This is a genomic window from Candidatus Zixiibacteriota bacterium, from assembly GCA_035574315.1.
Classification (GTDB): Bacteria; Desulfobacterota; Binatia; order UBA9968; family UBA9968; genus DATLYW01.
In genome coordinates this window covers 1-13,599 of record DATLYW010000044.1, presented here as the reverse complement: position 1 = coordinate 13,599, position 13,599 = coordinate 1, and the positions used below count along the sequence as shown (strand labels likewise).

9 protein-coding genes and 1 riboswitch are annotated in these 13,599 nt (G+C 62.7%); of the genes, 3 read left to right on the top strand and 6 right to left on the bottom strand.

Annotation, left to right across the window (positions count from 1 at the left end):
* Positions 1–66 precede the first annotated feature (66 nt).
* Positions 67–1,197, top strand: a complete 1,131-nt coding sequence (locus VNN77_14920; GenBank protein HXG52686.1) for a VIT1/CCC1 transporter family protein — start codon at positions 67–69, stop codon at positions 1,195–1,197.
* Positions 1,198–1,219: 22 nt separating this feature from the next.
* On the opposite strand, the gene VNN77_14915 is transcribed toward VNN77_14920, so the two are convergent.
* From VNN77_14915 to VNN77_14890, 6 genes are all read right to left on the bottom strand, one after another.
* Positions 1,220–2,590: a DUF6062 family protein gene (locus VNN77_14915; protein HXG52685.1), complete on the bottom strand. Its 1,371-nt coding sequence runs from the start codon at positions 2,588–2,590 to the stop codon at positions 1,220–1,222.
* 49 nt (positions 2,591–2,639) lie between these two features.
* Positions 2,640–3,821 carry an MFS transporter gene (locus tag VNN77_14910; protein HXG52684.1) on the bottom strand — a complete coding sequence of 394 codons (1,182 nt, stop codon included), beginning with the start codon at positions 3,819–3,821 and terminating at the stop codon, positions 2,640–2,642.
* A gap of 46 nt (positions 3,822–3,867) precedes the next feature.
* Entirely contained in the window at positions 3,868–5,607 is a 1,740-nt protein-coding gene (locus VNN77_14905) for a dynamin family protein (GenBank protein ID HXG52683.1), read from the bottom strand.
* Positions 5,608–5,715: 108 nt separating this feature from the next.
* Positions 5,716–7,005: a phosphopyruvate hydratase gene (eno, locus tag VNN77_14900; GenBank protein HXG52682.1), complete on the bottom strand. Its 1,290-nt coding sequence runs from the start codon at positions 7,003–7,005 to the stop codon at positions 5,716–5,718.
* Between the two features lie 75 nt (positions 7,006–7,080).
* A riboswitch (Fluoride riboswitch) is annotated at positions 7,081–7,149 on the bottom strand.
* Between the two features lie 166 nt (positions 7,150–7,315).
* Positions 7,316–9,313 carry an AAA-associated domain-containing protein gene (locus VNN77_14895; GenBank protein ID HXG52681.1) on the bottom strand — a complete coding sequence of 666 codons (1,998 nt, stop codon included), beginning with the start codon at positions 9,311–9,313 and terminating at the stop codon, positions 7,316–7,318.
* A gap of 21 nt (positions 9,314–9,334) precedes the next feature.
* The gene (locus tag VNN77_14890; GenBank protein HXG52680.1) at positions 9,335–11,059 is read right to left on the bottom strand and encodes an ABC transporter permease subunit; all 1,725 of its coding nucleotides are present in this window, start codon (positions 11,057–11,059) and stop codon (positions 9,335–9,337) included.
* A gap of 567 nt (positions 11,060–11,626) precedes the next feature.
* On the opposite strand from VNN77_14890, the gene VNN77_14885 reads away from it, so the two are divergent.
* The gene (locus VNN77_14885) at positions 11,627–12,823 is read left to right on the top strand and encodes a putative sulfate/molybdate transporter (GenBank protein ID HXG52679.1); all 1,197 of its coding nucleotides are present in this window, start codon (positions 11,627–11,629) and stop codon (positions 12,821–12,823) included.
* Positions 12,824–13,328: 505 nt separating this feature from the next.
* The coding region (locus VNN77_14880) for a transposase (protein HXG52678.1) at positions 13,329–13,599 on the top strand (271 nt) is incomplete at its 3' end.

The window sequence follows — 13,599 nt, the reverse complement described above, 5'->3', positions numbered from 1 at the left end:
AGACGCCGTCCGGTTGACGCTGCCGGGCGGCTGGCATAGCTTGAGACCGATGGCGAGCGGAACGACATGGAGCCGATGAGCCAGGAGATCACCGAAGCCGACCTCGCGCGGTACCGGCGCAACTATCTCGTCGAGATGGACGGGATCGCGCTTTACCGCGCGCTCGCGCGCGCGGAGAAGGACGAAAAGCGGGCGGCGATCTTCGCGAAGATGGCGGCCGCCGAGGAGCGCCACGCGCAGCGCTGGTTGCGCTTGATCCGCGCGGGGGGCGGCGAGGTGCCGAGGTACCGGCCCGGAGTGCGCGTGCGGCTGCTCGGCTGGATGGCGAGGCGCTTCGGCACGCAAAAGGTCCTTCCCATCATCAGCGGCCTCGAAGCGCGCGACGAGGCCGGCTACCTGCACCAGCCCGAAGCGGCCGGCCTTCCGGCCCAGGAGCGGGCGCACAGCCGCGCGCTGCGCGAGATGGCGCGAGGCCTGTCGGGCTACGAAGGCATCATGGGGCGCGAGCGGTGGCACGCGGTGGGCCGCGCGGGCAGCATGCGCGCCGCGGTCTTCGGGATCAACGACGGTCTGGTGTCGAACTTCAGCCTGGTGATGGGCTTCGCCGGCGCCGAGGCGAGCCCGGAGTACATCGTGCTCGCGGGGGTCGCCGGGCTCCTCGCCGGCTCGTTTTCCATGGCCGCGGGCGAGTACGTCTCCGTCCGGGCGCAGCGGGAGCTGTTCGAGCAGCAGATCGCGATGGAAAAGCAGGAGCTGGAGATGTCGCCGAAGGAGGAGGAAGAGGAGCTGTCGCTGATCTATCAGGCCAAGGGCATTCCGGAAAAGGAAGCGGCGCTCATGGCGCGGCGCATCATCCAGAATCCCGAGACCGCGGTGGACACGCTGGCGCGCGAGGAGCTCGGTCTGGATCCGTCCGAGCTCGGCTCGCCGTGGGCCGCGGCCGCCAGCTCGTTTCTCGCCTTCGTGGTCGGCGCGGCCTTTCCGGTGCTGCCGTATCTGTTCCTTTCCGGCTTCGGAGCCTGGGTCGCCAGCACGCTGCTCAGCTGTCTCGCCCTGTTCGGCGTCGGGGCGCTGGTCTCGATTTTCACCGCCCGCGGACCCTTGGTGAGCGGCATGCGCACCCTCGCCATCGGCCTGCTCGCCTCCGCGGTCACCTACAGCGTCGGCCGGCTCCTCGGCGTGTCCGCGGTCGGATAGGGTGGAGCAAGCGGGCCTGCGGCTACTCGGCCGCTTGGCGGGTCATTTTCAGGACTTCGACCACGCGAGTGTTCCATTTTTCCCAGCCGAAGATCTCGACTTCCGATCCCACCTCAGGCGCGCGGCAGGTCCGGGGAGCTCTGAAACGGCACCATTGCTCTGTCCGGCCGCTCACCGCCACGCAGAACAGACCGCTGTTCGAATCCGTTTCCTTGACGAGCCCTCGAAGGAGAACCGCGATCCCGAATTTGTGCCACAGGAGCTTCAGACGGAGGCCCTCGGGATCCTTCAACTCGCGGAAAGAGCATCCCGAACCCCCCTGCTTTTCCTCCAGCGCCACTCCCCGCCTCTCGTCCAAAAAAATCAGCGTCTGCGCGGGCAGGCCGATACCGTAAAAAACAGCGAAGCCGGCCGAATGGAGCTGGCGCAGATATTCGACATCTTCCAGATCTTCGACGACGACCTCGACGACCGGGCCGGGACGTTTGCTTGCAACTTCCTTCAAGGCATCGAAGAGCGCGGGCGGAAGGGGCCTTTTGAGGTAGAGAGTCGCCTGTCTCGAAGCTTCGACCTCACCGATCAACTGCCGAAGCCCGCGCAGCTTTACCGGGAAGCGGGCGACAGGACCGGCCCGGCGGCGGAAGGGCCGTACGAGCGAGCGCTGGAAGAGATCATGTCCCATTTCGTTGGCGAAAACTTCGGGCCTGCCGGTGAGGAGGTCCATCGCCTTTTTCCAGGATCTCGTCTCTTCCGGAGTGAGCTGGTCGCGGAACCGGTAATCTTGTTTGCGAAGAAATTCCTCCAGGGTCCGCTGGATCTCTTTTGCCTTTGCGAGCTGTGCGCGAAGCAGAAGCGGAAAATTGGGATGGGACGAGTAGGTTTCCTCCAAAATGAAAAAGTGCGGCAGGCAAAGGCCCGACGATCGGCGATAGAGGCTCAGGAACTCGCTGTCGCCGATCGCGTCCAGCAAATCTTTCAAGTGGAACGACTCGAACTGCTCGACGTGATCACAAACAGGACAGCGTCTCTGCTTGAGCAACGAGAGAAGGCTCTGCCGTCGCTTGCGGCGCCATGACCTCCAGCTCCGGCGGCCCTCGTAGTCGCGAATCGCCGCCTGACCCGCGAAGTCGAGCTTCCGCAGCAGATCGCCGGCGAAAATCGCGAAACCGACGTCGGGCGAGCAGATCGCGGGCAGGGACTGGATCTGCCGGGCGTGCCAGCCGCAGAACCCGAAGGATTCCGTCAGCTTCATCCGGGTCGGAACGTCCAGCACCGATTCGTAGAGCAAATGATCCAGGTACGCGCGGCTGTCCCTCGACACCAGGAAACAAACCGGGCATTCGGATTTCTCGAACGCCTCGACGAGCCTGACGAAAGCGTGGGGTTTCTCCATGTTCAGCGGGCGGCGAACGGTGCCGGCCGCTCGGAACGGCCATGCAGCATCACGGCGCCTTTGTCCGCACCGCCAGCAACACGGGCACCGAGATCAGCTGCAGAGCCATCGAAGCCGCGACCAGCGCGTGGAGCGAGACGTCGTAGAGGATCCCGGCGACGAGACTCCCCGCAAACCAGAAGAGGCCGAACGCCGCATTGAAGATTCCGTACGCGGACGCGCGTCTATCGCCGGGGATCAACTCGGCCACCACGGCTCTCATGATCGACTCCTGTGCTCCCATACCCAGTCCCCAGAGGGCCATCCCGACCAGGGTGAAGAGACCGCCGAGGAGGAAAACCAGAGGGGCAAAGAGCGCCGCGAGCGCGGTGGCAAAAATGAGGACAGACACTCCCCGGCGGTCGAACAAGCGCCCGAGAACGACGGCTCCTGCGGCGTCCACTCCCATAGCCACCGCGTAAAGAACGGGAATCCACTCGTCGGGAACCATCGTGGATTTTTCGAAATGATAGGCGATCAGGGGGAAATCGACATAGCCGGCCCCGATCAGCGAGGCCGCGACGACGTACAGCCAGAATCGTCGGGGATAACCCTTGGCTTCGAGACCGGGAAGTATCAATTCCAGATCCTTGGGTCGAGGATAAAGAAGCCGCGTCGCGAGCAGCGCGGACAGGGCCAGCAGCGCGGGCGCCAGCAGGACCGCAAAACCGGTGCGGTAAGTGCCATTGAAATAGAGAACGGCCGTGACGATCAGCGGACCGAGCGTTGCCCCGACCTGGTCGAGGGCTTCGTGCAGGCCAAAAACCCATCCGCGCCCCAGGCTTTGGCTCGCGTGCGAGAGCATGGCGTCGCGGGGAGGAGTGCGGATGGCTTTTCCGGCTCGTTCGGCGATCATCAAGAATGCGGCTGCTTGCCAGCTTCCCGCCAGCGCCAGAAGGGGCACGGCGACCATATTGACGACGTAGCCGGCCAGCGTCACCGTCCAATATCGCCCGGTTCGGTCGCTGATATAGCCGGAGACCAGACGTAAGCCGTAACCGATCAGCTCGCCGAAGCCTGCCACCGTGCCCACCGCGGTTCCGCTGGCGCCCAGCACCGCGAGATACGGCCCGGTAATGCTTCTCGCCCCCTCATAGGTCATGTCGGCGAACAGGCTCACGAGGCCGATCAGCACGATAAATCTCAAGGCGAGCGCTTTTTGCTCGGCGGCTGCAGCGGCTGTGAAGTTCATCGGTGGTTCCTCGGCCGCGGGCACGGTTTGGATTCCCCGAGGCCGGTTACGCCGATTCTGCGCATCGGGCGAACGCATCCTGGATGTCGGCCAGCTCGCCGGCCTTCCGCTCGAGACGCTCGATATCCGGCCGTGCGGTTTTTTCTTCCTGCGTTTTGCGAAGATCCGCCGCGCGCATGGCTTCGCGGGTTGCTGCCGCGGTCACCTTGATCTCGTCCTCGAGCGCGGCCGAGAAACGACGAAAAGCGTCGTCCAGATTTCTCAGGGTCGACCAGCGGATATTTTCCACGTTGTGGGCGACCAGCCTCTCGAGTTCGTCGAAAAGCCTTTTTTGGATCCGCCGCCTTCTCACGGATCGCGGGAGAAGGCGGTCGAAGAATCCTTCGGGAAGAAGCCGGATGGTGTTGTCCCATTTTTCCGTGACCCAGTAGGGTCGGTGGGATCGTCCGAGCGCGACCTGGTTCCGCACGGGACGATAAGGGATTTCGAACAGCGCGGCTGCCGCCGAACGGAGAGAGCCGGTGAGCGCATCCAGACGCTCTTCGTGGGCCGACAGCGACTGCCGCAGCGCTTGCTCCATTTGATCGGAGAACCAGCGAAGGCTCGTCTGGAAGAATATCGGAATTTCTTCGGCAAGCTCGGCCCTCGCCCGTCGCTCGAGGGCGCCGAGGTTTCCGGCGGTCCGGAAAGCATCGTGGATGACGCGCTCGAGGTGACTGCGGGCGTCGCGCCGCAACTTTTCCGCCAAATCCTCCACGTGCGCCACGGCGCGTTTCCTGTCCCCCTCGAGCAGGTCGGCGATCTTGATCGCTTCTCCCTCGATCTCCTTCACTTTGCGGTCGAACAGCTCGACGCGTCTCTCCAGCTCCCGCCGTGACAGCTCCAGAGAGCGCAGGCGGAGGCGGATTTCCATCGAAACGTCCGCGATCACGGCGAGCGCCTTTCTCGCGAGCGCGAGACGCAAGGTCCGCGATTTCTCCCGGGCGGTGAAATCGAGCAAGTGGCGGAACAGTCCCTCCAGACCGCTCTTGCGCCACAGGGCGGCTTCCCGCCCGATCTTCGCCTCCAGCGCCTGCCTGGCCGAAATTCCAAAAATCGTGCGGCCGTCTTGAACGTCGGCTTCCCTGAGGGCTCGTTCGAGGAACCGTGTGGCTTCGTCCAGCTCGTGATCGTCCAGGTAGTCGATCTTGTTCATCACAAAAATCAGCTTCGCCACTTTGTCCCGGACGGCCTTGAGAAAATCTTTTTCCACCTCGGTGATCGGGGGATCTGCGGAGACGACGAAGAGGGCGGCGTCGCATTGCGGCAGGAAGCGCAGCGTCGCTTCGGTATTGTGGCGAAGCGTCGAGCCGATGCCCGGGGTGTCGATCAACACGAGCCCGGCCCGCAACAGAGACGACGGGTGCTCCACCTCGACGTATTCCACGCCGAGCCGATTTCCAGGATTTTCCTGTTCCGTCACGTGGCGGACCAGAATTTCGTGCGCGTCCTCCAACGTGAGATCGGTGAACGCCGCTTGTCCGCGGTCGCGAAAGAGGACGCGTATGGCGCGCCGCTCGCCGCCCTGCAGAAACGTCGGAACCGAGGTCAACGGTACGACCCCGGTGGGAAGCAACGGCTCGCCGAGCAGGGCATTGAGCAGGGTGCTTTTGCCGCGCTTGAACTGACCCAGAACGGCGAGATGGAATCGCTCTTCGGCCAGACGCTGCTGCAATTCGGCGATGCGCGCCAGCGGCTGCGAACCGGCCTTCCCCAGACCCTCGCAAAGCCGGCGGAGGCGCTCCAAAAGCCCTGCGAGCTCGCCCGCGGCGCCGTCGCTCGTACGGGATTCCGGGATCGGGGGGAGCTTGGATGTTGACTCGACCCTGGGGTTCATGGCCGGCAAGGGGGCGTTTCAGGGACCGGAGGTTTTGGCGAAGGGATCGAGAAACCGCGCGTTCGCCCCCAGATCTTCTTCGATCTCCAAAAGCCGGTTGTATTTTGCAATTCGTTCGGAACGGCACAGCGAGCCGGTCTTGATCTGCCCGGCCTCGACCGCGACCGCGAGGTCGGCGATAAACGTGTCCTCGGTTTCCCCGGAACGATGGGAGATGACGACGGCGTAACCCCCCTCGCGGGCCGTCTCGACGGCTTTCAAAGTTTCGCTCACGGTTCCGATTTGATTCACCTTGATCAGGACGGCATTGGCGACCTTCTCGTCGATTCCCCGGCGGATCAGCCCCGGATCGGTGACGAAAATGTCGTCGCCGACCAGCTGCACCTCGGCCCCGATCGCGCCCGTCAGCGTCTTCCATCCGCTCCAGTCGTCTTCGGCGAGGCCGTCCTCGATGGAGACAAGAGGAAATTCGTCGACCCACGCCGAATAGAGGGATACCATCTCGTGCGAGGTCTTTTTGCCGCCGCCGGATTTCTTGAACTCGTAGCCGCCGTTTTTGTGGAATTCGCTCGCGGCGGGGTCCAGAGCCAGCGCGATGTCGTCGCCCGGCCGGTATCCCGCCTGTTCGATCGCTTCCACGATCACGGCCATGGCCTCTTCCCCCGAGCGGAGGTCGGGGGCAAAGCCGCCTTCGTCGCCCAGACCGACGGAGTGACCCTTTCGCTTCAGGATGCGCTTGAGATGCTGAAACGTCTCGCTCGCCATTCGCAGCGCCTCGGAGAACGAGGGCGCTCCCCGCGGAACGATCATGAACTCCTGCATATCGAGACTGTTCTCGGCGTGCCTGCCGCCGTTGATGACGTTCACCTGCGGTACCGGCAGAAGATTCGCCTTCTTGCCGCCCAAGTACCGATAGAGCGGAATGCCGGAAGCCAGGGCGCCGGCCCGGGCCACGGCCATCGAAACCGCCACGATGGCATTGGCGCCGAGTCGGCCTTTGTTGGCGGTGCCGTCGAGGTCAAGGAGAAGTCGATCGATTTTTGACTGTTGGGTCGGATCCCGACCAACGAGAGCGGGGGCGATCTCGTTACGGACGCCGCGGACGGCCTGTAACACGCCCTTTCCCAGGTACCGCTTCCCATCGCCGTCCCGGAGTTCAGAGGCCTCGCGCCTGCCCATGGAGGCGCCGGCCGGTGCCGTCGCCCGCCCGATAAGGCCGTTATCGAGAATCACGTCCGCCTGGACAGTGGGCAGTCCTCTGGAATCCAGAACCTCTCGTGCCAGAACCTTCGTGATCTTTGCCGTCATCGGAGTGCGGATCCTTTCTCCTGCGGTTTCGCGACGGTGATCATGGACAAACAAAAAACCCCTACCCGAAGAGGAACTCGAGTAGGGGTTATCAGCCCGCCGAGGCGGACGGTTCAATCGGCGAACCCCATCGCCTGCTAGTCCTCATCGTAGATGAATCGTGTCTCCCTGTCAATGTTGAGCGAGTGCGGGATTGTCCGCAGGCCGAGGGAGCTTCACGTGCCGCGCCGCGCTCTCGAGATTTCGGCTCGCTTCCGATGGGCGGCTGCCGCCAGTTGAATCCTCGAGCAACCTCCGGGCCGGGCTCCGCCTATGCAAGGTCGCCCAGGTCGTCCCTTGTCACCACTTTCTTGATGCGCCTTTCGGAATCGACGACGGGGATCATCCGGAGGTTATACCGGGCGAAAAGGTCGCTCAGCGCCTTTCGATCCAAGTGCTCTGGCGCCGAGATCACATCGGTGCGCATGACATCCTGGACTTTTTTGTCGCCGGGGGCTACCAGCAAGTCTCTGAAGCTGACCGTTCCCAGCAGGCGCTCTTCGGGATCGGTCACATAAGCGTAATAGACAGTCTCCGCCCGATCCCGAGCGTCCCTGCGGAGAAAGCTGACCGCTTCGTCCACGCTCATGTCAGGCCGCAAGCGGGCGTAGCGCGGGTTTATCGACCCTCGGGCCTGTTCCTCGACGTAATCCATGAGTCCCTTGACTTCCCTGCGGGTTTTGTCGTCGAGCAAAGACAAAAACCCCGCGCGTTCGTGCTCGGGGATTTCCTGGACGACATCCAGAGCTTCCTCGGGGCCGAGGAGCCGCGTCCACAATCTTCGTTCTCCGACGGGCAGAGCCAGGATCAATTCCGCCTTATCCCTGGCGCTCAGATGCAGAAAAAAGTTTTCGGCGTCCTCCTGCTGCAGCAACAAGAAGCCGTCGACCCGTTCCCGCAGGGAAAGCACGGGCCAGGCCTCGTACAGCTCCCCCACGGCAATGCTCTTCTTGGCCGCTTCTCCGTCATCGCTTTCCAGATACAGCTCTCCCGCAGCGTCGTCGTAGGCGAACAGCTCGGCATGCCGGCCCCAGCTGATGGCGATGTCCAGCTGTTTTTCAGCCCTCTCGCCGAAGTCGGCTTGCAGCTGGTCGTGGAAGTACTCCCAAGCCACCCGCCGATCGTCGTCTTGCTGGAGGGTTTCGTAGATCCACGCGATGGTCGGCAAGCGCAGGACCCGGCCCGCGATGATCGCCTTGCGGCCCAGGATCGTGGCGTCGGCGTAGGCGCGCCCGAGCGGCGTGAGCAGGAGATCGCCTTCGCGCACGGAAATGAAGCCCAGGAGGTCTCCGGACTCCACGATGGGCAGGAGATCGTCGAGTTCGAGGACCAGGTCCTCGCTTATCCGGAAGAGGTCTACCCGGCCTCCTTCGTCCACGAGCTTCTCGAGCAACCCTGTCAGGGCGCTAAGCTGGGCATTGGGCAAGGGTCGGGTCACCCCGGGCTGTCCGGGCCGGGTGCCGAGCGCTTCGTCCTTCGGCCTGGACGGGCCGGCAACGGCGGCGTACACCTTGTCGACCAGCGCCTGGAACGCGGTATCCTTGCGCCGCCGCGGCTGGCGGAGGGTGATCGGAATCTCGGTGACGATGTGACCCGGGTCCTTGCCCATGATCACGATGCGGTCGGCCATCAGTACGGCTTCTTCGATGTTGTGCGTGACCATCAGGATGGCCTTGGTGGGGATCCTCTTCTTCAGCCACAATTCCATCAGCTCGCCCCGCAGAGCCTCTGCGGAAAGCACGTCCAGCGCGGAAAAGGGTTCGTCCAGACACAACAATTCCGGCTCGACGGCCATCGCTCGGGCGAACCCGACTTTCTGCCGCATGCCGCCGGAAAGCTCGCGCGGATAGGCCGACTCAAAGCCGTCCAGACCGACGGTATCGATGAGCTTCAGGGCACGCTGCCTGCGCTCGGCCGGAGGTACGCCCCGTGCCTTCAGCGCGATTTCCACGTTCTCCAGCACCGTGAGCCAGGGATAAAGGGCGAATGTCTGGAAGACGATCGTCGTGTATGGATTCACGCCTTCGAGAGGACGGCCGTGATAGCAGACCACACCGGAGGTGGCAGCGCTCAGCCCCGCAATGATTCTGAGCAACGTCGATTTCCCGCATCCGGACGGGCCCAGCAAGCAGACGAATTCGCCCGGCTTGACGTAGAGGTCTATGTTCTGGATGGCGACGAACTCCCTTGCCTCCAGCCGGTAGGCCTTGGTAATGCTTTGGAGCTCCAGCAAATTCTCGGCCTCACGGGCCGTCGTTCCGGTGATCATGTGGAATACCCTCGATGCGGATCAATCCATGCGATAGCGTTCTTCGGCGACTCGATAGAGACGGCGCCAGAACGTCCGGTTGATCAAAACGACCGTCGCGACCAGCGTCAACGTCGCCGCCAGCAAAAGCGGGTAATCGCCGCTGGCGGTGGCCCGGGCGATCAACGCTCCCACGCCGGCTGTAGCGTGGGTTCGACCGCCGAATTCCACGTGCTCCGCCACAATGCTGGCGTTCCACGCGCCGCCGCTCGCGGTGATCGCCCCCGTGATGATGTACGGAAAGAGCGCCGGCAGGATCAGGGTGCGCCAGCGGTCGAGCGATGAAAGGCGGAGGAGATCCGTGGTGTACAGCAGGTCTTGGGGAATGGCCGTAGCTCCGGCAATAACGTTGAACAGAAGATACCACTGCGTCCCCATCAACATGAGGAGCACGGCGGCGATGTTCAAACCGCCCGGCGCCTCTAACAGGGCCAGCAGGACTACGGGGAAGAGCGCCGTAGCCGGAATGGAGGCGATAACCTGTACGATCGGTTGGAGAAGCGCGGCGAGCCGGCGGTTGGTCCCGATGAGCACCCCCGCCGGAACGGTCCAGAGCAGGGTGATCGCCAGCGCGATGCTCACCCGAAGAAAGGTGGCGACCATGCCTTTTCCCAGTTCCGTCCACGCCGGCGCAGGGAGCGCAGACAACAGCATCGCCGCGCGGTAACTTCCGTAAGCAAGGACAAGCCCGAAAGCGGTCAGGATCGCGATCGCGGAGCGGGGAAGCGCTGATCCCGATGGCGGTTCGGGTGGGGCGACAACGCCGCTCGCCCGACGCTGGAATTTTCCGTCCACCCATTCACTGAAGGGCCGCCAGACGCGCGTGCGGAACCTCTCTACGAGCCAGGCGCGTGAAACCAGATCGAGAAACCACGACCTGGGCGGTTCGTCGTCTTCGGTCATTTCCACCTTGAAGCGATCGGTCCATGCAATAAGCGGGCGCCAGACGAGCTGGTCGAGCAGGATGATCACCGTGACGAGCGCAGCCACGCCCAGGAAAACAGCGTGCGGATCGCCTTCGTGAGCTGCGGTCTGCAAATACGACCCGAGCCCCGGCAGGCGAAAATCGCGGCTCCCGACATTGAAGATCTCGGCGGCCATGAGAAAGAACCAACCGCCGGACCAGCTCATCATGCTGTTCCATAGCAGGCCGATCGCCGCGAAAGGGAGCTCAACGGTTTTGAAGCGCAACCAGGGATCGAGGCGGAAAACAGCGGCGGCTTCCCGCATTTCAGCCGGAATCGTCGTCATGGACTGGTAAAAGCTGAAGGTCATGTTCCATACCTGCGACGTGAAGATGAGCACGATGGCCGCCAGTTCAGCCGCGAGCTCCTGCGGCAAGACGGCGCTGAGGCTCAGTAGAACCACCGGCAGGAAAGAAAGAATCGGCACGCTCTGGAAGACGTCCAGCAACGGCATGAGCACCGTTCGCGCGACGCGGTTGCGGGCGGCAACGTAGCCGTAGAACAGACTGAAAAACAGCGAGAGGAAGTATGCCGCGGTCATGCGCCCGACCGAGAGCAAGGCGTACCAGGGCAGCGCCGACGGAGAAAGTGAAATCTCCGGACCGGCAACGACCGCGGGAACGTTGAATGCCATGCGCAGACCGGCGTACAGGATGCTGGCGATGCCCAGCAGAATGACCCCGTCGCCGAGTGTAAACGGCGGAGTCTCGGGCAGGGCTGGACTGAATCGAAATCGCCGCATCATCACCTCCGGGCCGCAACAGCCGTCGCCTGCCTATCGATGACGGCCAAACCCGGAAGCTTGCGGCGCCGAGGATTAAGCCGGACGATGACCGATAAGCAGCGGTGGATTATCCGGGAAATTCATATTCTGTTGCGACTCATAGTCCAGCGAGGAGCGGGAGTCAAGCAAATGTCCCGATACAGTCCGAGTTATGTCAGGGCCGGCCGAATCCTGCGGAGCGCCTCCCTGGCTCTCTTTCTTACCCTTCTCGACGCGTCATCGTGCGCGACGGTCTCGAGGGCCCTTCGCGCCCGTGGGTCGCGAAAGCCGCTCAAGGCCGCGACGGACCGGTACCGTATGATTTCCTCCGGGTCCGCCAGGAGCTTCACGAGGTAAGAGACGTTCGCCGGCAGACTGGCGCGATTCTCTCCGCAGGACGGACTGCAAAACCACGCCGTTGCCTCCGGAAAAGGCGGCTAGTATCATCAAACGGATCGGATCTCGGCACCGAGAAGCACAGGAATGGGATGAGCCGGCCCACAGGGCGTACGAGTCGAAATGCAACAGGTACTGACAAACTAGCCCATGTCAACTCGCGTACAGATCAGTCTCCCGAATCGTTCGGCTGTCCCCAACGGCTCTTCCTCGTTTGGCATTCGCTTCGACCGCAACGAATTCTCCGGCGCCTTTGGCGACATCGGCACGGACCTCCCGCTGATCGTCGGCGTCATCCTCGCCAGCGGGCTCGATGCTCCGAGCGTGCTCATCATGTTCGGCTTGATGCAGATCTTGAGCGGGCTGATCTATCGACTGCCGATGCCGGTCCAGCCGCTCAAAGCCATGGCGGTGATCGTGATCGGCCAGAAGGTCAGCCCCGATATTCTCTACGGCGGAGGGCTGGCGATAGGAATTACGATGCTGGTCTTGAGCGCGACGGGTCTCATCGACTGGCTGGCGCGGATCGTCCCCAAGAACGTCATACGCGGTATCCAGTTCGGCCTGGGGCTGCAACTGTCATTGCTGGCCTTGAAGGACTACGTGCAGGCCGACGGCGCCATCGGCCTGGGGCTGGCCGTCTTGGGTTTTACGATCACGCTGTTTCTCCTGGGTAATCGGAGATATCCGCCTGCGCTGATCCTCATCGGGCTCGGCATTCTCTACGCCTTCGCCTTCAAAGTGGATTCCTTCGACATTCAAAGAAGCATCGGCTTTCATTTGCCGGCGCTTCACGTCCCGACCGTGGACGCGATTCTCGCCGGCTGGCTACTCCTGGCCCTGCCCCAGCTTGCCCTGTCGCTCGGGAACTCGATCCTCGCCACCCGGCAGGTGATCGAGGACCTGTTTCCCGGCTATCCCGTCACCATCCGCAAGATCAGCTGGACCTACTCTCTCATGAATCTCGTCAACCCTTTTCTCAGCGGATATCCGACCTGCCACGGCTCGGGGGGAATGGCCGGACATTACGCCTTCGGCGCGCGAACCGGAGGCTCGGTGATTATCGAAGGGGCTCTCTACCTGATCCTGGGGCTCGTTTTCGGCACCGGCTTCGAGCAGGTCATTCAGATATTCCCGAAGCCAATCCTTGGCATCGTCCTTTTCTTCGAAGGGCTGACGTTGATCAAGCTGGTTGGCGACATGACCGGCTCTAAACAGAACTTCATGATCGTGCTGATGGTGGGGCTGGCAGCGGTCGGCTTGCCCTACGGGTACGTCATCGGACTTCTCGCGGGCACCCTGGTTGCTTACCTGACCGAAAAGGGCCTTGCGAGACTCGGCGAGTGAAATGGTATTCGTCGCGTCGGCCCGGTCGGGAACTGAAATAGACCCACTTTGCGGCCATGCTAGCCTCCGGGTCGGACCGCTTCGGGCCGTCGCGTAAGCGCGCGCGAGGAGCCGGTCACAGCCGGGCGCGAGCGTGACTGCAATGGAGGAAACCCATAGTGCGGCAAGAACCGCAGTCAACACGTCCATGGTGTAGTGCGCCCGAAGAACGAGGACCGTCGAAATCTCAATTGCGGCGATCAAGACAGACGCGACCTTAAGCCACGGGTGTCCGCGGCGCCAGAGCTCGGTCGCTCCATAGACAGCGATCGCGGTGTGACCAGAGAAGAAAAAATCATTCCCGGTCTCATAGGTGACGAGCAGCTACGGTATTCCGGGGTTGCGCCATATCATTTGCGGCGGCGGTGGCAACGCGATCAGAGCTTGGCGGACTTGTAAAGGAGGGGATGGGGTCAGATCTTTACTATTGACATTATGGTCCGTTTCAGGATAGAGGTCGGGGCCTATGGCCCGGCCCTTACGGATCCTGTTTGCGGATGCGTACTATCATGTGACCTGCCGGGGTAACGAAAGAAGACCGATCTTTCGTGACGACACCGATCGAGCCACTTTTGTCGGTAAGCTCAAGGCGTCGAGTGAGATTTACGGCGTTGGGGTTCATGCCTACGTGCTGATGCCGAACCACTTTCATCTGATCGTGCAGACTCCCAGGGCGAATCTTCCCCAATTCATGAGGCATTTTAATATCAGCTATACGGCGGCGTTTAATCGGCGGC